We start from the raw sequence: 19,735 nt of genomic DNA on the forward strand, positions 1-19,735 counted from the left end.
TATTACTTCATCATCTTTTCTTTAAATAAAAATTTACCGAAGTCTATTACACTTTTCACTGGTGCTATGTTTAACACGTCAAAACTTGCATTAACAGACTTCTCTATAAACACATCCGTTTTCTCAAAGGAAGACGATGTGTCATTCAACCAAAACTGCATAGTCATTATCAATTGAATCCAAGCACTTTCACTTATCGCTTTGTCTTGAATTTTCTCTAATCTTTCTTGCTTTAACTCTAGCTTTTCTATGTTAAGAGTACCGATAAATTTTTTGAAGTTGGTTCTTAAACCACTTAATATCTGAAGTGTTTTAAGCTTATTTCCATGTCCAGATAAAGCGTAAACCACATAACTTCTATTAGCAGTTAAGTTTTCGAAAAATGTAAAGTAGAAACTTAATAACTGATTTCTAGCATCAAAGTTTTCAAACTCTTCACTTTTATGTAATAATGATACAGTGTTTTCAAAGAAAACAGTAAATATTGATTTTTTTATTGCTTCGAAAGAAGCAAAACTGTTGTAAAATAATTGTTCTTCGAAATTATTCTCTTTTGCAAACTTGTATACAGATTTTGGATCTTCATTATGTTCTAGTACATAATCCATATACATTGTAATAATGTCCAACTGAGTTATATTTTTCTTTTTAGCCATGAAATTAAAAGATTGAATTTTACCACTTCAAAGATACTTATATTTTGTTTAACTTAAAAATAAAATAATTAAACAATAATGATTTTTTAACTTTTTTTTAATAGTAATACTATTATATTTGCATTCAAAACAATTAACAATGGATAAATTACTTTCAAACATAAAAATTGAGGTGCCTGAAGGGATTTATTTGAAGAATCCAGAATCCTCTGAATTAGGTAAAAAAATAGTTCAAAACAGTATCATTTTAATAGATGAAATTGGTTTTGAAAGTTTTAATTTCAAAAAATTAGGGTTACTTATTGGCTCTAATGAAAGTTCTGTTTACAGATATTTTGAAAGCAAACACAAATTATTAATATACTTAAGTTCTTGGTACTGGAGATGGCTAGAATACCAATTAGTGATTGAAACATTTAGTATTAAGGATAGCAAAGAAAAATTGGAGAAAGCTGTAGAAATTGTTACGAGAACAACCAAAGAAGATCAAAATTTCTCACACATTAATGAAATTTTACTTAATAAAATTATTATCAACGAAAATTCTAAATCTTATTTAACAAAAAGTGTTGATTCAGAAAATAAACAAGGATACTTTTTACCCTATAAAAGAGTGGTTAGAAGATTAGCTGATATTATTTCTGAATACAATAACAAATATGAATTCCCTTTAAGTTTAGCTAGTTCAGTTACAGAAGGAGCATTACATCAGCAATTTATGACTCAACATTTTACATCTATTACTAATTGTAATGAATCAGTTACACCAACACAATTTTATTCACACTTAGTAATAAAAACTTTAACAAATGACAACTAAATCTTTAACCCCTTGGAGACGATTCCTTGGTTTAGTAAAATTAGAGCGCAAAGATATTTTTCAAATTTCTTATTACGCTATCTTCGAAGGATTAGTATCCTTATCGCTTCCATTAGGTATTCAAGCGATTATTAACTTAATTCAAGGAGCGCAGGTATCAGCTTCATGGATTGTTCTTGTAGTTTTAGTTACTATGGGAGTAATTTTTTCTGGAGTTTTAAAACTTATGCAATTGCGTATTATTGAAACTATTCAGCAAAGAATTTTCACAAGAGCTTCTTTTGAATTGAGTTATCGATTCCCTAAAATTAAAATGAAGGAATTGAGAAACTACTATTTACCAGAATTAGCTAACAGATTTTTCGATACTCTTACCATTCAAAAAGGACTATCAAAGATTTTAATAGATGTACCATCCGCTTTTTTACAAATTATATTTGCGTTACTACTATTATCATTTTATCATCCGTTTTTTATCATTTTTGGATTATTACTTCTAGTACTTATTTACATCTTATTTAAGCTTACAGCACAAAGAGGTATTGAAACAAGTTTAGATGAATCTAAAAATAAATATAAGGTTGTTCACTGGCTTCAAGAAGTAGCTAGATCGGTAGTGAGTTTTAAATTGTCTGGAAAAACAAGCCTGGCTTTAGAAAAGAATGATGCGTTGGTAAATAAGTATTTGAACTCTAGAGAAAGTCACTTTAAAATTTTAGTAATCCAATTCATTTTAATGATCAATTTTAAAGTTTTAGTTACTGCAGGTTTGTTATTAATAGGTGGATTTTTAGTATTGAATCAGCAAATGAATATCGGACAATTCGTTGCTGCTGAAATTATCGTTTTACTTGTTATTAGTTCTGTAGAAAAGTTAATTCTAGGATTAGAATCTTTCTATGATGTATTAACTTCTATTGAAAAACTTGGACAAGTAGTTGATAAACCTATAGAAAGTCAAAGTGGTGAAATGGTAAGTGGAGACCTTACTATTGAATTACAGAATGCTTCATATAAAGTAGCTAATAAGCCTACACCTATTTTAAATGATATTTCATTTACTATCAACAAGCAAGACCGTATACTTGTTCAAGGTGAAAGTGGATCTGGTAAGTCGAGTTTATTACAATTAATAGCTGGTGTTATTGAACCAACTTCAGGATTTTTACATGTAAATAATCTTTCAATACAAGGTTTACATATCAATAATTATAGATCTCTTTTAGGATTATCTCTTTCTGAAGAAACGCCTTTTGAAGGTACTATACGAGAGAATATTACTTTTGGTAATACTAGTATTACTGACGAAGAAATTTATAAAGTATTAGATGTAGTCGGATTAACTGAATTCGTTAAACAACAACCTGAAGGATTAAAAACCATAATAAAACCAGAAGGAAAGCAAGTTGCATTTACTATAGCTAAAAAAATAATTTTAGCAAGAGCAATTACTATCAAACCAAAGTTATTAATCTTAGAAGATCCTTTAGATCAATGTCAGATAGAAGAAACAAAAGGAATTATAAACTTTTTAGCTTCACCTGAAAGACCTTGGAGTTTAATTGTAGTAAGTAGTAATGCTTGCTGGAAAGAAAAATGTAATAAACATATTGTCTTAGAAAAAGGGCAAATAAAAAAGTAAAAAGATGCTGAATATTTCTAACAATAACATAACGAATTTTGATTTAACAAGGTTTAAATCAGGAAAGGAAATTTTTACTAAAGAGTACCACAAACGTTTTAAACGATTTTTGTTAGTATTTTCTATAATTATATTAATTATTCTGTTTTTACCGTGGACTCAAAATATTTCTAGTAAAGGTAATGTAACTACGTTACGTCCTAATCAAAGACCACAAACATTACAATCACAAATACCAGGAAGAATAGAACAATGGTATGTACAGGAAGGTGATTTTGTTAAGGAAGGAGACACGATACTGAGAATTTCTGAAGTTAAAAGTGAATACTTTGATAATCAACTTGCACGTAGAACTCAAGATCAGTTAAATATAAAAACACAATCTATTGATGCTTATAGAAATAAAGTTGTTGCTCTAGAAAGTCAAATTAAGGCTTTACAAAATGAACGAGTTTTAAAACTAGAACAGGCAAAAAATAAATTAACTCAGGCACATTTAAAAGTAAAAAGTGATAGTATTGATTTAGAAGCAGTGAAAACAAAGCAAGATATTGCTAAAATACAGTTAGATCGTGTTATAAACTTACAAAAAGAAGGATTAAAAGCTGTAAAAGATGTAGAAGAGAAACGTGCTAAATTTCAAGAAGCAAATGCAAAGTTAATTTCTCAAGAAAACAAGTATTTAACTTCTCAAAATAATGTAATTAATGCAAAATTGGCCATTTCTACTTTAAATGCTACTTATCAAGATAAATTATCTAAAGCTAGAAGTAGCTTATTTACTGCTAAATCGGCAACTCTAGATACTGAAGTACAGGTTTCTAAATTAGAAACTAGCGTAGCTAATTACACCAAAAGAAATAGTTTATTATTTATTACTGCTCCACAAGACGGTTTTATTAATAAAGCTATAAAATCTGGTATTGGAGAAACATTTAAAGAAGGGGAACAATTGGTAGGAATTATGCCTGCAAATTATGAATTAGCTGTTGAAATGTATGTACGACCAATAGATTTACCTTTAGTACATATTGGAGAAGATGTTCGTGTACAATTTGATGGTTGGCCAGCAATAGTTTTTAGTGGATGGCCAAATGTATCTTATGGTACTTACGGTGCAAAAGTTGTTGCCATAGAAAATTTTATAAGTGATAACGGAATGTATCGTGTATTACTTGCTCCAGATAAAGATTCAGTAGATTGGCCTACAGCGATTCGTGTAGGATCTGGTGCAAAAACTATAGCGCTATTAGATAATGTACCTATTTGGTTTGAACTATGGAGACAACTTAATAGCTTCCCTCCTAACTTTTACCAACCGCAGGTCTCAAAAAAAGTAGAAAAGAGTAAATTAAAAAAGTTAAAATAATAGTTATGAAAAAACTATTTACATTTTTTTCTGTCATACTTTCTCTAAGCTTATATGCTCAGACTAATGATATTTTATCGCTATCTGAATATATAGGATATGTAAAAGAGTTTCACCCTATTGTAAAACAAGCCCAGCTTGTAAGTACAGAAGGAGAAATAAAATTATTAAAAGCTAGAGGAGCTTTTGATCCTAAAATTTCTGTTGACTACGATCGAAAGAAGTTCAAAAAAACAGAGTATTTTGATAAATTAAATACCACATTTAAGATTCCAACTTGGTATGGAGTTGAATTCAAAGCAAATTACGAAAAGAATACAGGTATTTTCTTAAACCCGGAAGCTAATGTACCAGATCAGGGACTTTATGGAGCAGGAGTTTCTGTATCCTTAGCCAGAGGGTTGCTAATGAATAACAGAATGGCTACTTTAAAACAAGCTAAACTGTACACAAAACAAGCTAATGCTAAACAGAAGTTATTGGTAAATGATATTCTTTATGATGCTATTGTTACCTATTTTGAATGGTTAAAGAATTTTGAAACTCAAAATACTTATAATGACTTTTTATCAAATGCAACAAACAGACTCGATATTGTAAAGAAAAGTTTTAATGCTGGTGATAAACCTGCTGTAGACACATTAGAAGCTAATATTAATTTCAAAAGTAGACAATTAGATCTTGAAAAAGCGAAACTGAAATATTTAAAATCAAAATTAAAACTTGCTAATTTTTTATGGTTAGAAAATAATATTCCTCTAGAATTGGAGGATAATATAACTCCTGATCTTAATACATTGAATATTATTGATAATGCACTTAATATTGAGAATCAAGAAGTATCTATGTTAAATGTAAATAATCATTTAAAGATGAAGTCTTTGAATTATAAAAAAGAAGGCTTATTGGTAAATAAACGATTAAAGTTTAATAATTTACTCCCTAGAATTGATTTAGAATATAATTTTTTAAGTCCTCAAGTTAGAAATCTTTCTAATTTTGACACCAATAATTACAAAGGAGGAGTTAATGTTTATATTCCGTTATTTTTAAGAAAAGAAAGAGCCGAACTTAAATTAGCTAAACTTAAACTTCAAGATATTGATTTTGTTATTTCTGCTAGTAGAATGGATTTGAATAACAAAATGAGAAATATTGAAAATGAAATTTCTTCTACAAACAGACAAAGTCAGATCTTAACAAACTTAGTGGTAGATTATGATAAATTAGTGAAAGCAGAAGAACGAATGTTTATTCTTGGAGAAGGTTCTTTGTTTAGGATAAATTACAGAGAAGTAAAATTAATAGAAACTCGTTTAAAGCTTATTGACACTAAAAATAAGTTTTTAAAATCTAAAGCATCATTATATCAAATGATCAATAACCAAGATAACGACAATAAAAAAACCATCCAATAATTGGATGGTTTTCTAGTATTATGAAAATAGATATTCTATTCGTCTAATTTATATTCAATTGGGAAAGTATATTTAGTATTAACTTTTTTACCGTTTTTTACAGCTGCTTTGAATTCAGGTAATTTTTCTACTAATTTCTTTGCTGATGTTTCTAAAATTTTACCATTTGCAGGACCTTTAGTAGTTACATTAATTACTTCTCCTTTTTTATTGATAACAAAGCTAATATTAACTTTACCTTGAATATTATCATTAACAGCTCTTTCAGGATAAGCAAAATGATCTTGTATATGCTTAACTAAACTCTTGTTAAAACAATCTAAAGTCGCATTATCACAAGATTTAAATTGAGGCAATTGTTCTACATCTGAGAATGTAAAAATTTCTTCTTTTACTTCAACTTTCTTTACAGCTTTCTTAATATTAGTTGGTTTTACACCTGGAATTCTGAATGTTATTGGTAATCCGTATTTTACAATTACTTCTTTACCTGCATGTTTACCTGGAACAAATTTTGGTAATTTTTTAATAATTCTTTCTGCTTCTTTACCTAATTCTTCGCCTTTGTATGGTGATACAATATTAAGTTTACCTACAGAACCATCTTTTTGGATTGTGAATTGAACTAACACTCTACCTTGAATTCCTCTGTCGTAAGAATTCTCTGGGTATTTTATATTTTTTTGGATATGCTTAGATATTGCTTGTTTAAAACATTTCTCTTGCTTGTATATTGGAGAACTTTCACACTCTTTAAAAAGTGGAATTTCATCTACGTAGTTAAAAGGAATAATTTTTAATCCACCAGCATTATTGAAATTAATACTATTGATTACATCTGTTTTCTTTTTCATGCTAGCTAACTTGTGCGTGTAATCGTTTGTCATTACACCAGAAGCCGCATCTCTTTTTCTAACTACTCTTCGTCTAGAAGTAACTTGGACAGAAACCTTTTTAGTTTTCTTGTCGTCTGAATCTTTAATTGAACACTTGGTAATACTGTTCAAATCTAAAGCTGGTTCGTCATTAGGTGTATCACATGTCTTATTAGATTGTGAAAAAACTTGGGCAAAAGCAAAAAAAGTAACTGCTACGAAAAACTTACTATTCATAATACAGGGGATTGAAAATTTACATACCTAAATTTAGAAAACTTGTACTATTTTATTGAATTTCAATACTATTACGACATATAAGTATAGATAAAATGCAGAAAAGTGTCGACGAATTATTTTTAGTTAATTTTAAATAAATATGTTAATATTTTAAAATTAAACTAACTAAAAGAAACTAAAACTATTTAATTCTTAATTTTTGACCTAAAAAAATATGATTTGATGAAAGTTTGTTTTTCTTTTTTAAAGTTGATACAGTGATATTATAGAGCTTAGAAATACTATATAAGGTTTCACCAGAAGTTACAACATGATAATTAGTATCATCAAAATGATCTACTCTTAATTCTTTAGTTTTAGACTTTAATTTCTCTTTTTGAGAAGGAGTTTCTTCATAACCAATGACTATTTCATCACCAATTTCAATGGTATCAAAATCAACCAAACTATTTAATCTATATAATTGTGCTAGTGGCATTTTATATTTTCTAGCTATTGTACTTAATGTTTCTCCTTTTTTTACGGTATGAGTAATCGTTGGATCGTATTCTTCTACTTTTTTAGGTTTTACGGCTTTTTTTTGCGGAAATTTGGTAGATACATCACCGGTGATTAAATTCATATAAGCTACTTTACCTTCTAACAAAATTTTATCCCAGCCTTCTGGCAATTTTTTTTCTTGTGAAAAAGATACTATTGATAAAAAAAGTGAAACTAAAACAACTATTTTATTCATGTAAAAAATTAATTTATAGCAATTTAAAAACTATTCTTTAATTCTTAAATAAATCATCTTTAATTTTTGGCAATTCTAATTTATAAATTACTGATAAAGTTCTTATTAAAATGATAACTGAAGCTGAAAATATAAAACTAAAGTTTTCATTCACTTCAAAATTTTTCAATACTAAATATACTAAACCACCCGCTAAACATGCAGATGCGTAAATCTCTTTTTTAAATATTAAAGGTACTTCTCTAGTTAAAACATCGCGTATTACTCCACCAAAAACAGCAGAAACCATTCCCATTATTATGGCCACAACAGAAGGTAGGTCATAGCTTAAACCTTTTTGTAAACCTAATAAAGTAAAAACACTAATTCCTATGGTATCAAATAAAAAGAAAGTTTTTCTAAGCGGCTCTATTTTACTTTTAAATAAAAATGTAAAAACTACTGCTATTGCTATCGTTTTTATATAATTTAAATCACCTATCCAATTAATTGGATGTGCATTTATAAGAATATCTCTCAGCATTCCTCCTCCAACAGCAGTAACAAATGCTAAAATAATTACACCAAAAAGATCAAATTCTTTTTTTGAAGCAACTAAGGCTCCACTTAACGCAAAGGCAAAAGTTCCTAAGATATCTATGATGTAAATTATATCCATACTACAAACTGAATATTATTTTTTAATAAACTTAATATTTAATCTTTTTTGTATTTGATGTATTGTTTCTAATTCACTAGAAGAAATAAAAGCTTGTGAGATTCCTCTATTTCCAGCTCTGGCAGTTCTTCCACTTCTATGTGTATAATATTCTAATTTTTCTGGAAGTTTATGATGAATTACAAAGTTTAAATTCTGCACATCAATTCCTCTTGCAGCAACATCTGTAGCAATTAAATATTGTAATGATTGATTTTTAAAAGCACGCATTACTTTATCTCTTTCTATTTGCTTCATATCTCCTTCTAAAACACCAACAGTAAAACCTTCTTCTAATAATTCTTCTGTTAGCTTTCTTGCGCCAGCTTTTGTTCTAGCGAAGATAATTCCGCGTTCATCTTGTCTACCTTCCAAAAAAGAAATTACTGCATCTGTTTTATTTGCAGAAGTTACTACAGTATAATAATGTGTAATATTTTCATTAACTACAGAAGCTGGATTAATCTCAACTCGTTTTGCGTTGATATTCATGTAATTTTTTACAATCTTTTTTATTTCATCAGGCATTGTTGCAGAAAACAACCATGTATTTCTTTCACCAGAAGTATATTTTAAAATTCTGTTGATTTCTAACTTAAATCCCATACTCAGCATTTCATCTGCTTCATCTAAAACTAAAGTCTTTATGTTTTTTAAGTCTATCTCACCTCTTTCAATTAAATCAATAAGTCTACCGGGAGTAGCCACAACAATATGCGTAGTTCTTTGTAAATTTTTGATTTGCCTATCTATTTTCTCACCACCATAAACAGCTTCTACAAATATTTTATGATCTACATACTTCGTAAACTTAAAAAGTTGTTTTTTAATTTGTTGTACTAATTCTCTTGTTGGAGATAAGATTAAGGCTTGAATCGTATCTGAATTAGGTTTTATCTGATGTAAAATTGGTAACCCAAAAGCTGCGGTTTTTCCTGTCCCTGTTTGTGCTAAACCAATAAAATCAGTTCTTTCTTCTAATAAAAAAGGAATTGTTTTTTCTTGAATTTCAGTTGGTTTTTTAATTCCCAACTCATTTAATCCCTTTATAAAATCTTTTCGAACACCTAAATCTGAAAAAGTTGACATATATATATTTTAGACCGCAAAGATAGTCTTATTCGGATGGAGATAATAAATTAAATATTTCTTCTGTAATTCTGGTTGGTCGTAACGTTTTACTATCTAACAAACACCAAGTTGTTTTCGATTTTGCTAATAGTTTGTCTTCTTTAAAAATTTCTACATGACGAACAGATTTTACTCCTTTAGTTTCACCAACCCAAGTTTTTAATGTGATTTCATCATTTAAAACTGCTTGTCCTATATAATCAATTTCATGTTTCACAAGAACCCAAATTAAATGATCCGCATTTATATCCTTCACTAGATGTTGCCAATGTAATGTAGCTATATCTTGTACCCATTGTACATAAACTACATTATTAACATGATTTAGATTGTCAATTTCTTCAGAAACTACTACTCTAGTTGTCGTGAAAACTTTACTTAAATTCATAACTACAAACTTACATAAGAAAGCTTATTATTTCGTTAATTTGTAGCCTAATTTCTACTATCATGAATCAAGTTGCCAGTGAACTTTCCACAGAAAAAGTAAGTAAGTTATTATTAAAACAATCTGTACCTGCTGCAATTGGTATTTTAGTGATGTCTATTAACATGATTGTAGACACCATTTTTGTTGGACAATGGATTGGTGTTTTAGCTATTGCTGCTATTACTGTTGTATTACCAATCGGTTTTTTAATTTCTTCTATTGGAATGGCTATTGGTATTGGAGGAAGTTCAGTTATTTCTTTGGCTTTAGGAGCAGATAATGTTGAAAAAGCTAAAAAAGTATTTGGAAATCAAATCAGTTTAACAACACTAACTTCAGTTATTTTAGTAGCTATATGTTTAATTTTTGAAGAAGCAGTTTTAAAATTATTTGGAGCCAATGGAAATATTTTAGAGCCCGCAATTCCTTACTTCAGAATTATAATTATTGGTGTACCATTTTTAGCTTATGCAATGATGGGAAATCCAATTATTAGAGCTTTAGGAAAACCAACTTATGCAATGGTCGCTTTAATTTTACCTGCTATAGCAAATATTATTTTAGATATCGTATTCATCAAAGTATTTGGCTGGGGAATGTTTGGCGCAGGTTTAGCAACCTCTATCGCTTATGCTGTTTGTGGATTATTTATTCTTGGTTTTTTACTTTCTAAAAAAAGTAGTTTACAAATACGTTTCAATCAGTTAAAATTAAATAAAGCTATAGTTTCAGAAATTAGTTCTTTGGGAAGTATAACACTTGTTAGACAAGGTACAATTAGTGTTTTAACAATTATTTTGAATTATTCTTTGTACAAATATGGAAATGAATCCTCAGTAGCGGTTTTTGGGATAATTAATCGTTTAATGATGTTTATATTTTTCCCCGTTTTTGGAATAGTACAAGGTTTTTTACCTATTGCAGGTTATAATTATGGAGCCAATTTATACGATCGGGTAAAAGAAGTTTTAAACACAGCAAATAAGTACGGTACAATTCTGTGCATTTTTATTTTTGCTGCTGTATATTTCTTTAATTATGAAATGACAACTGTGTTTACTAACGATGAGCAATTATTAAAACAAACACCAAATGCTATTTTAACTACTTTATTAGCTACTCCATTTATAGCATTTCAATTAGTTGGAGCTTCATACTTTCAAGCAGTGGGAAAAGCAAAACCTGCTTTAATACTAACTTTATTACGTCAATCTATCTTTTTAATTCCGTTTATTTTAATTCTTCCTATTTTTTATGGACTAGATGGAATATGGTTCTCCTTCCCTATTTCTGACTTGTTAGCAACCATTGTTACCTACTTTTTTGTACGTAAAGAAATCGCTTTATTAAAAAATTAACATTTAATTTATTTTTAGTTTCAAAAAAACAATTAATTTTGAAACGATCATTTCAAATACATGCCAAAGACAGAAACATTTGATAAAGCGCAAGTAATAAAACAAGTAACTGAAGTATTTCATCAAAAAAGTTACAGTTTAACTTCTATGCAAGATTTAGTTGATGCTACTGGATTAAACAGATCTAGCATTTATAATACTTTTGGTAGTAAGTTAGATTTGTATATGCTTTGTTTAAAGAGTTATCAGTGTGAAGCTCAAGAAAAGATTCATAATATTCTTTGTTCAAATGACTGTTATATCAAAACTTTAGAACGAATATTTTATTCAAACATTAATGATAAAAACGGATGTTTAATTAATAACTGTGTTACTGAAATGGCCAATCAGGAAGCTACAGTTCATAAGTTTCTAAAGCAAAATAATGATGGTATGATTACATTATTTAAAGACATTATAGAAAAGGGTCAAGAAAGAGGTTCAATTAATAAAAATAAAACAGCTTACGAATATGCTATTTATTTATTAACTGCCTTTCAAGGATTTAATCTTTCTAATGTTTTAATACATGATCAAAAAGATTTGAAAAGTATTATAAAAACAATTCTTTCTGTATTAGAGTAAAAATTTTTTTTAACCTTATTTGAAACGATTGTTTCAAATAAAAAACTAACTATTAAAATGAGTAAATTACAAGGTAAAGTAGCCGTAATAACAGGTGCTAACAGTGGAATAGGATTAGCAACAGCAAAATTATTTTTAGAAGAAGGAGCGAAAGTTGTTTTATCTGGAAGAAGAGAAACTGCTTTGGTAAAAGCTACAAAGGATTTAAATGGAGAATTTATTACCGTAGTTGCAGATGTTGCTAAAGAATCTGATAACAAAAAATTAATTGAAGAAACTGTAAATACCTATGGAAAAATTGATGTGTTATTTTTAAATGCTGGTATTGCGCCAGTTGCTCCAACTAATGAAATAACAGCTGAGCATTACAATGAAGTTTTCGATATTAATGTAAAAGGACCAATTTTAGCAACAAAAGAAGCAATTCCACATATTAACGATGGTGGATCTATCTTATTTACAAACTCAATTGTACACCAAAAAGGATTTGATGGTTTCGGTGTTTATTCTGCGAGTAAAGGAGCTTTAAGAGCTTATTCTAGAGTATTAACTTCTGAATTAAAAGATCGAGGTATTCGTGTAAATTCTATTGCTCCAGGACCAATTGAAACTCCTATTTATGGTAAAATGAATTTACCAGGAGAAGTTGTTGAAGAAATGGGAAAAAGCTTTGCTCAAACTGTACCATTAGGTAGATTTGGAAAATCTGAAGAAATTGCTAGCACAGCTTTATTTTTAGCTTCTGAAGATGCTTCTTTTATTAATGGAGTTGAATTAGAAGTTGATGGTGGATTAAGTCAAATTTAAGTACACGTCTTTAATCAATACTTTAAGTGTTTACTACATTTAAAGTATTGATTTTTTAACTAAAGATAATTCTGTAATATCAATTTTAATTCTTTAAAGTTTACTTTTTCTTTTCTATCTAACATATCATATTTATCGGGAAATTCTTTATTTGATTTCTCTATTTCAATATAATAGTTGCCTTTTTCTCTTTCGAAAGTCGATACATAAATTAATATTTCTTCATTTAAATCTGAAAATCCAATTGCACATAAATCTCCTTCCCAAAAATCTTTCAAAAGATATTTATTTTCACCAATTTCTTTATTTATTTCAGTTATTAATTCAATTATACTTTCATCCTTTTTCATCTTTTCCTTTATTGTAAGTTATCTTGTTTTTATAGTAGCTACACCAATATATTTTTATATGAGACAGATTATTCCAATCAAGATCGTTAATACTAAAAAGAAAGAACAACCCGTTTTTTCCTTTTCGGTTTTATCCATAACTCCGTAGATTGATTGCAATGCAGAAAAATCAGACTTTGAATATTTCTTTTCGAAAAAATCAAATTCTTTTTTTCCTAATGGAACATATTCATGTCCACAAGCAAAACCAAGTTTTATGGATTCTGTCCAGTTTTTTGGGATTCCATATACATTATCTCCATCTTCATCATTTTCTGAAATGTATAGTTGTATTCTTTTTCCATAAAGTTCTTTATTGATATCATCACCTTTTGAAAGTGTCCAATATCCATAAACTTTATGACTAGAATCACCTTTAGTACTGCAAGGATAAAATAAAAAATTAACAAAGTATTTAAATCTTTCGAAGTCAGTATTCTGAGAAAAATTAATAAAAAACTCATTCGGAACTGTTCTATTTTCAAAAATTTTAACCTCTTTAGTAAATCCAGTATCTGAATATAAGTTAGCTAACTTTTGGACAAAATCAATCAAATCCTTTTTACTTAAACCATCAACTATTATATACTTTTCAAAATTCATACTGCAAATGTATTTTAACTCTTTATAGTTTTAAGTTCACTAATATTCTTCTCCAACTTTTTTAATAAACTTTTTTCTGTGCCGAGTAAATCTGAAGTCATTAACTTAATTGTTGCTAAAAAGTCCATGAGTTTCATGGAAGAATTTATAGAAATTGCTTTATCTAATATTGATGTTCCTAATTCTAGGTAAGTTTCTTGAAAATTATAAGTATCTGTTAATTTTTGAATTAATTCAATATCAAATTCTTTGATAACTCCACTGGTTTTGGTGCTTTCATATGCTGTTTTTTGTAATCTACCATAAAGAAAACCTTTCCATCCTTTGATTTCTAGATCTTTCAATGCATAAGGAGTAAATTCCAAATTCATTTTAGCTTCAGTTAAACTTGGAATAATACTATCTATTTCGGTTTTTATTATCTTGTGATAAGCAATCTGTTCTTCTAATAATTCTTTATTAATTTCTAGTTCACTAATAATTAAACTGATGGATTTCTCTTTTTCTTTTAGAGCTTTGTTATCGTTATTAATATTGCTGTAATACACACCTAAAAAGACACCAAAAGCTACAATTAAAAGTTCTGCTAAATATCTTAGTATGGTTTTAAAAGATATACTGTTTCCTATTTTTTTCAACTCTAATACAAGTATTTTAAATAATTATTTGTAATCTAAAATGATCACTAAAGCCAATCTGAATCTGTTTCATATTCTTATCATAAATACTAAGTTACTAAAGCAAGATTCAGAAATAAATTCAGAATGAGGTAAAAAAGCATTATGACTAAAAACAGATGTTTTATTTTTTCGAATCTTAATCTAATTTTCACTACTTAAAGTATTGATTCTCCGTTTAAGTTTGTGGTTAACACAGAGCTCATTAAATCAAAAAACGGACGTAGTGCTTTGTATGAAACATCAATTTCATTGATAAAGTTAGATGAAAGTACTTCTTTGTCAGTAAAATTTCGAATGGCTATGTATCCTTTTTTACGAATTAAATCAATATCAGGATGCGTTTTGTCAAATCCTTTAGGAGCAGTTTTTAATTCGTCTCCTTCAAATTTATCTCCAAAATACTTTTGAAATTCAGCATCAGCTAAAATATCTCTAAATTCTGAAGCATCTATTTCTATTTCTTTTCGAATTCTAAATAAATCTTCTTTATTCGGTTCCCAAAAGCCTCCTGCTAAAAAGCTTTCTCCAGGTTTCAATCGTAAATAATATCCGCCTCTTAAATGTGCACCATTTCTTGAGAAAGATCCTGCAAAATGTGTTTTATAAGGTGTTTTATCTTTTGAAAAACGTACATCTCTATAAATTCTAAAAAACTTATGCTTTTCAATTTCATCATGAGCTTCAAGTTTTTCTTGAATCGCTTTATAAAATTGTTTTACATCTTTTTGAATGGTATCGAATTCAGGTTTATTATCTGCAAACCATTCTCTCGTATTATTTTCAACAAGTTTATTTAAAAATTGAAAAGTATCTGCACTAAGTTTCATTAAGATTTATTTTAGAATAAAGATACTACATTTTAACAAGCTAGTTTACTTCTTATTTCTGGAAATTAACAGTACTCCAATGATTACGACTAATGTTCCTAATAACTGTATCATTGAAAGGTATTCATCTAAAAAAATTACAGCTAAAATTATAGTAGAAACTGGACCTAATGATGCTAAAATGGCAAAATTCGAAGACGATATTAATTTAATAGACCAAGAAACTAAAAACGAAGGTATTACTGTTGCCAAAATAGCAATTAAAAAACCTAAAATATATACTTCTGAGGAATAACTAAAAATAGATGTTTCTGAAATGATGGCGTAATGAATAAATACACAAATACAAGATACCAACATAACGTGAGATGTAAATCGAACTACTCCTATATTAGGAATTAACCAACCACTTCCAACCAAATATGATGCATAAGTAATTGCCGATAATAATACAAAGAAACCTCCTAAAACTACATTAGATCCTGAAACAGAAACTTCGGCGCCAAAAGCGATTGCAATTCCTATATAAGTAACTAATGTCGCTACAAGTTGTTGTTTACTAATTTTTTCTTTTAAAAACAGGAAGTTAAACAAGAGAACAATTGTGGGATATACAAATAAAATAACCCTTTCTAAACTTGCTTTAATGTAAGTTAAACCTATAAAATCAAAGAGACTAGCTAAATAATATCCTACAAAACCAAAAAATAAAATCCAGATAAAGTTCTTTGTAGAAATTTTACTATTTGTATTCTTTTTTGAAGAAGATATTAAAATGAAAACATAAAAAGGAAAAGAGAAAATCATTCTTAAAAATAAGGCGGTAATCATGGGAACATCGTGTTTGTATAATAGCTTTACCAAAACTGCTTTTGAAGAAAACAAAACGATCCCTAAAATTCCGATAATAAAACCTAATAATTGCTTATTTCTAATTTTCATAAAGTAAAAATACGGCTTGTTTTAGTCTTTACTCTTTAACAAAAACTATAATTACAACTGTCAAAACAGTAAAAAAAGACATAAAAAAATGATTATCAGAAGGTAAAACACCAAAAAATAATTTTCAGTTATATCATAAAAAAACCCACTCAAAGATTGAGTGGGAAAATTGCTATGAAAAAGAATCTCCAAACGTCTTTGGAGATATTTTAATACATTTTAGTCAAGAACTTCAACATTAACTGCATTCATTCCTTTTTTTCCTCGTTCAGTTTCGAATTGTACTTTATCACCATCTCTAATTTCATCTATCAAACCAGAATTATGAACAAAAATATCTTGTCCTGAATTATCTGTTATGAATCCAAATCCTTTTGTAGTGTTAAAAAACTTTACTGTACCTTCTTGCATTTTACTTAATTTATATTTTAATATTACTTTTTTAATTCAAACTAGAACACGTAAATGAATAGTATTGACTTACATTTAAGTCTAAAAAAAACACTTGAAAAAATAAAGTAATTGGAATAAAGAAGGAAAGAGAAAACTCAAAAAAACTTATTGTACTACCCTAATTTGAAAAGGCGTTCTATTTTGAACATTGCAAATGTAGTTCTTTATTTTTTAATAAAACAAAATAATATTAATTATCTTTTAATAATACTTGTTGTTTATATTCTGCTTTTTTCACTTCTTCTCTTCTTCTAACTGATTCTTTTACGTATTCTCTTCTACCTCTTAATTCGTGTAAAAGCTTTGTATCTTTAAATTTTTTTCTGTAGCGTTTTAATGCTCTATCGATATTCTCACCGTCCTTTACTTTTATTATTAACATACTTGTTATTATTGTTTACTAATTATTTTTATCTTGAATAAAGCTATTAAAGATTTAGATATAAGTCTTGATCTTCTTGAAGCCTTTTCTTTAATTTATTTAATTGTTAGTCATCACATCACGATTTCTTTAATCTTAAGTAAATACCTACCTAAAAGCTTTAATTTTCTATTGATTAATTTATAAACATAAATTGTCTCTTATAATGAACTTCTTAAATTAAATGTCATTAGTTCAATTAACTCATCAAATTTGAATAAGTGTAATAAAAAACTTAAATTTTTGAGACGAATTATTATTTCAACTAAAAGAACCTCATTCAGTTAATTTAGCTGTTTTTCATATAAATAGAAAAGAATTAAAGCGCAATAGGGATAAGTTGTCTGATTGTCTTAGTGAAAGAAAGTTAAACTAAAGAATCCGTTTGTAATTTAATTTACAATTTAAATATATTTCCCAAAGGTAGCCCTTTGTTAGAGATAAAAAAAGGATTATTCAACTTTAAAATTTATAGGTGTTAATTTTTCTTTGTTCTAGCAGCTGTTTTAGTCTTAATCCTAACAAATATTAATTGATGTTTATTCTTCTGATTCTCTCTACGTTCAATATCGTATTTACCTATTGATTTAATTAAAGGTGTTAATTTTTCAAACCCATAATTTCTAGAATCAAAATTAGGTCTCTTTTTTTGAATTAAACTACCAACATCACCAAGAAAAGCCCAGCCATCATCATCAGATAAATCATTGATAGTTGAAGATATTAAACCTATTTCTTTTTTTGTGATTTTATCAACTGTTGGTGCTTTAGATTCTACTTTCTCTTCTGTTTGTTTTTTAAGTATTTCTATATAAATAAATCTATCACAAGCAACTATAAAAGGATTTGGTGTCTTCTTCTCTCCTATTCCAATTACTGTCATTCCAGCTTCTCGTAATCTTGTTGCTAATCGTGTAAAATCACTATCACTAGATACCAAACAAAAACCATCTACTTTACCACTATATAAAATATCCATTGCATCTATAATCATTGCAGAATCTGTAGCATTCTTACCTCGAGTATATCCATATTGCTGAATTGGTATTATCGCATTTTCTAAAAGCAAATTTTTCCATTTTGTTAAACCAGGTTTAGTCCAATCTCCATAAATTCTCTTAATTGTAGGATTGCCATATTTAGCTATTTCTTCCATCATTTCTTCAACATAACTTGAAGATATATTGTCTCCATCTATAAGTACTGCTAAATTATTGTTCATGCGATAGTAATTTCAATTAATTATTTAAAACTAAGAATATAAATTTTATTGCCTGTAAAAATGTATAGAAAAGTTTATTGAATCTCTTTTTTAAAAGTCATAATGATTAAAAGTATTAAATTAAACTTCTAAAAAAGCGTAGTTTTGTATACAAACGGTCTATTTTCGTCTCAAAGTAAATTAGATTTGCTAAAAAAATGATATGAAATTTAATTTTATCGATTTAATATTATTATTTGGAGTAAGTCAAGGTATTTTCCTCGGTTTTACAATCTTATTTGTCTGTAAAAACAATAGGAAAGCGAATAAAACACTTTCTCTGTTATTGTTTTCGGCTACTTTAATGTTAATAGGACGAATTTTCCTATTCAAATATTATACACCTTTATTATATCGGTTGGCTATGATATTTGAAACCGTAATTTTTATTTTCGGTCCTCTACTATATGCTTACACTAACAAACTACTTACAAATCATAAAAAAAATCTTAGTTTTTATCATTACGTTCCAGCTATTTTACATTTGATATATAGTTTGGGATTGCTTTTTATTGATTATAAAGACTTAATAGCAATGATTAAAGCAGGTCAATTTGACTTTATTTATATTACAACTGAACTTTTAGCGCTACTTTCTAATATGTTTTATTTTTCATTGACATATCTAATGATTAAAAAATATAAAATGAAAGAAAAGAATGAGCTTTCATATACACAAAATGTATATCAGTATTTATCTTTTATAATTTTTGGAATTAGTGCCTTTGTTCTTTTTTGGATTATTAGTTTTTCTAACTATTTTTTAAAATTTCAAGCTCTAAGTTATATCAACTATAGTTCAATTTGGATAAGCATAACTGTTTTTATTTACATTGTAGGGTTTTATAGTTTAAAACAACCAGAAATTTTTAGAGCACAACTTCAGCATAAAAAAAATACCGTTAAAAAAGAGCGTGTAAATCATCAAGAAATGGAAAGGTTAACAAATGAATTGGATAATCTGATGATCACTAAAAAAGTCTATCTAAATCATAAACTCACCTTATCGCAATTAGCTAAAGAACTGAAAACTTCTACAAATAATTTATCTTGGTTATTAAACAATGTACATAAATCTAACTTTTACGATTATATAAACACCTATCGCATTGAAGATTTTATTCAAAAAATTAGAAAAGGAGAACATTTACATCATACACTATTAGCGCTGTCATTAGACTCTGGTTTTAACTCTAAGTCTACATTCAATAAAGCATTTAAAACATTAATGCAGCAAACACCAACAGAGTACATAAAAAATTTAAGTATTTCTGTATAAACTCGTACGTATAAACTTAGTTTTTAAGTGCGACTGTATAATTTCAGTCGATTAAGAAGCTTTATCGATCTAGTTTT

Annotated in this window: 22 protein-coding genes; 8 read left to right on the plus strand and 14 right to left on the minus strand. The window is 27.8% G+C overall.

Features of this window, described 5'->3' with window-relative positions:
• Positions 1–2 precede the first annotated feature (2 nt).
• Entirely contained in the window at positions 3–656 is a 654-nt protein-coding gene (locus tag AQ1685_RS10710) for a TetR family transcriptional regulator C-terminal domain-containing protein (protein WP_095072001.1), read from the minus strand.
• A 139-nt stretch (positions 657–795) separates the two neighbouring features.
• On the opposite strand from AQ1685_RS10710, the gene AQ1685_RS10715 reads away from it, so the two are divergent.
• Genes AQ1685_RS10715 through AQ1685_RS10730 form a run of 4 tightly spaced genes read left to right on the plus strand, consistent with a single transcriptional unit; the run spans position 796 to position 5,905 of the window.
• Positions 796–1,476 carry a TetR/AcrR family transcriptional regulator gene (locus AQ1685_RS10715; protein ID WP_095072003.1) on the plus strand — a complete coding sequence of 227 codons (681 nt, stop codon included), beginning with the start codon at positions 796–798 and terminating at the stop codon, positions 1,474–1,476.
• Complete coding sequence (locus tag AQ1685_RS10720) at positions 1,466–3,118, plus strand: peptidase domain-containing ABC transporter (RefSeq protein ID WP_095072005.1); 1,653 nt, start codon at positions 1,466–1,468, stop codon at positions 3,116–3,118. The genes AQ1685_RS10715 and AQ1685_RS10720 overlap by 11 nt, the downstream gene beginning before the upstream one ends.
• Before the next feature lie 4 nt (positions 3,119–3,122).
• Entirely contained in the window at positions 3,123–4,487 is a 1,365-nt protein-coding gene (locus AQ1685_RS10725) for an HlyD family secretion protein (protein ID WP_095072007.1), read from the plus strand.
• Between the two features lie 5 nt (positions 4,488–4,492).
• Positions 4,493–5,905 (plus strand): TolC family protein, encoded by a 1,413-nt coding sequence (locus AQ1685_RS10730; RefSeq protein WP_095072009.1) that lies wholly within the window; start codon positions 4,493–4,495, stop codon positions 5,903–5,905.
• A gap of 35 nt (positions 5,906–5,940) precedes the next feature.
• Here AQ1685_RS10730 and AQ1685_RS10735 read toward each other — a convergent pair whose 3' ends face one another.
• The 5 genes from AQ1685_RS10735 to AQ1685_RS10755 form a co-directional block, all read right to left on the minus strand.
• Entirely contained in the window at positions 5,941–7,017 is a 1,077-nt protein-coding gene (locus tag AQ1685_RS10735; protein WP_095072011.1) for an energy transducer TonB, read from the minus strand.
• 184 nt (positions 7,018–7,201) lie between these two features.
• The gene (locus tag AQ1685_RS10740) at positions 7,202–7,756 is read right to left on the minus strand and encodes a LysM peptidoglycan-binding domain-containing protein (RefSeq protein WP_095072012.1); all 555 of its coding nucleotides are present in this window, start codon (positions 7,754–7,756) and stop codon (positions 7,202–7,204) included.
• A gap of 37 nt (positions 7,757–7,793) precedes the next feature.
• A complete protein-coding gene (locus AQ1685_RS10745) occupies positions 7,794–8,414 on the minus strand; it encodes a trimeric intracellular cation channel family protein (RefSeq protein WP_095072014.1) in 621 nt (206 codons plus the stop codon).
• Positions 8,415–8,429: 15 nt separating this feature from the next.
• Positions 8,430–9,542 (minus strand): DEAD/DEAH box helicase, encoded by a 1,113-nt coding sequence (locus tag AQ1685_RS10750; RefSeq protein ID WP_095072015.1) that lies wholly within the window; start codon positions 9,540–9,542, stop codon positions 8,430–8,432.
• Between the two features lie 28 nt (positions 9,543–9,570).
• Positions 9,571–9,972: an acyl-CoA thioesterase gene (locus AQ1685_RS10755; protein WP_095072017.1), complete on the minus strand. Its 402-nt coding sequence runs from the start codon at positions 9,970–9,972 to the stop codon at positions 9,571–9,573.
• Positions 9,973–10,034: 62 nt separating this feature from the next.
• On the opposite strand from AQ1685_RS10755, the gene AQ1685_RS10760 reads away from it, so the two are divergent.
• The 3 genes from AQ1685_RS10760 to AQ1685_RS10770 are packed head-to-tail and all read left to right on the plus strand — an operon-like array spanning position 10,035 to position 12,803.
• Positions 10,035–11,372 carry an MATE family efflux transporter gene (locus AQ1685_RS10760; protein WP_095072019.1) on the plus strand — a complete coding sequence of 446 codons (1,338 nt, stop codon included), beginning with the start codon at positions 10,035–10,037 and terminating at the stop codon, positions 11,370–11,372.
• Between the two features lie 60 nt (positions 11,373–11,432).
• Complete coding sequence (locus AQ1685_RS10765) at positions 11,433–11,996, plus strand: TetR/AcrR family transcriptional regulator (protein WP_095072021.1); 564 nt, start codon at positions 11,433–11,435, stop codon at positions 11,994–11,996.
• A gap of 57 nt (positions 11,997–12,053) precedes the next feature.
• Positions 12,054–12,803, plus strand: a complete 750-nt coding sequence (locus tag AQ1685_RS10770) for an SDR family NAD(P)-dependent oxidoreductase (protein ID WP_095072022.1) — start codon at positions 12,054–12,056, stop codon at positions 12,801–12,803.
• A gap of 59 nt (positions 12,804–12,862) precedes the next feature.
• On the opposite strand, the gene AQ1685_RS10775 is transcribed toward AQ1685_RS10770, so the two are convergent.
• The 8 genes from AQ1685_RS10775 to AQ1685_RS10810 all read right to left on the minus strand — a co-directional run bounded on the left by AQ1685_RS10775 (position 12,863) and on the right by AQ1685_RS10810 (position 18,340).
• Positions 12,863–13,153 (minus strand): hypothetical protein, encoded by a 291-nt coding sequence (locus AQ1685_RS10775; protein ID WP_095072025.1) that lies wholly within the window; start codon positions 13,151–13,153, stop codon positions 12,863–12,865.
• A 54-nt stretch (positions 13,154–13,207) separates the two neighbouring features.
• Positions 13,208–13,795 carry a hypothetical protein gene (locus tag AQ1685_RS10780; protein ID WP_095072028.1) on the minus strand — a complete coding sequence of 196 codons (588 nt, stop codon included), beginning with the start codon at positions 13,793–13,795 and terminating at the stop codon, positions 13,208–13,210.
• A gap of 14 nt (positions 13,796–13,809) precedes the next feature.
• Positions 13,810–14,433, minus strand: a complete 624-nt coding sequence (locus AQ1685_RS10785; RefSeq protein WP_095072031.1) for a hypothetical protein — start codon at positions 14,431–14,433, stop codon at positions 13,810–13,812.
• A 197-nt stretch (positions 14,434–14,630) separates the two neighbouring features.
• Positions 14,631–15,302 (minus strand): DUF2461 domain-containing protein, encoded by a 672-nt coding sequence (locus tag AQ1685_RS10790; RefSeq protein ID WP_095072033.1) that lies wholly within the window; start codon positions 15,300–15,302, stop codon positions 14,631–14,633.
• A 45-nt stretch (positions 15,303–15,347) separates the two neighbouring features.
• On the minus strand, positions 15,348–16,244 hold the full coding sequence (locus AQ1685_RS10795; RefSeq protein ID WP_095072035.1) for a DMT family transporter: 897 nt from the start codon (positions 16,242–16,244) through the stop codon (positions 15,348–15,350).
• 219 nt (positions 16,245–16,463) lie between these two features.
• On the minus strand, positions 16,464–16,655 hold the full coding sequence (locus AQ1685_RS10800) for a cold-shock protein (RefSeq protein WP_095072037.1): 192 nt from the start codon (positions 16,653–16,655) through the stop codon (positions 16,464–16,466).
• Between the two features lie 232 nt (positions 16,656–16,887).
• A complete protein-coding gene (rpsU, locus tag AQ1685_RS10805) occupies positions 16,888–17,079 on the minus strand; it encodes a 30S ribosomal protein S21 (protein WP_095072038.1) in 192 nt (63 codons plus the stop codon).
• A 517-nt stretch (positions 17,080–17,596) separates the two neighbouring features.
• A complete protein-coding gene (locus AQ1685_RS10810; RefSeq protein ID WP_095072040.1) occupies positions 17,597–18,340 on the minus strand; it encodes an NYN domain-containing protein in 744 nt (247 codons plus the stop codon).
• A gap of 202 nt (positions 18,341–18,542) precedes the next feature.
• Here AQ1685_RS10810 and AQ1685_RS10815 point away from each other — a divergent pair, with 202 nt between their 5' ends.
• A complete protein-coding gene (locus tag AQ1685_RS10815; RefSeq protein WP_095072042.1) occupies positions 18,543–19,658 on the plus strand; it encodes a helix-turn-helix domain-containing protein in 1,116 nt (371 codons plus the stop codon).
• Positions 19,659–19,735 lie beyond the last annotated feature (77 nt).

The organism is Tenacibaculum jejuense (genome assembly GCF_900198195.1).
Lineage (GTDB): Bacteria > Bacteroidota > Bacteroidia > Flavobacteriales > Flavobacteriaceae > Polaribacter > Polaribacter jejuensis.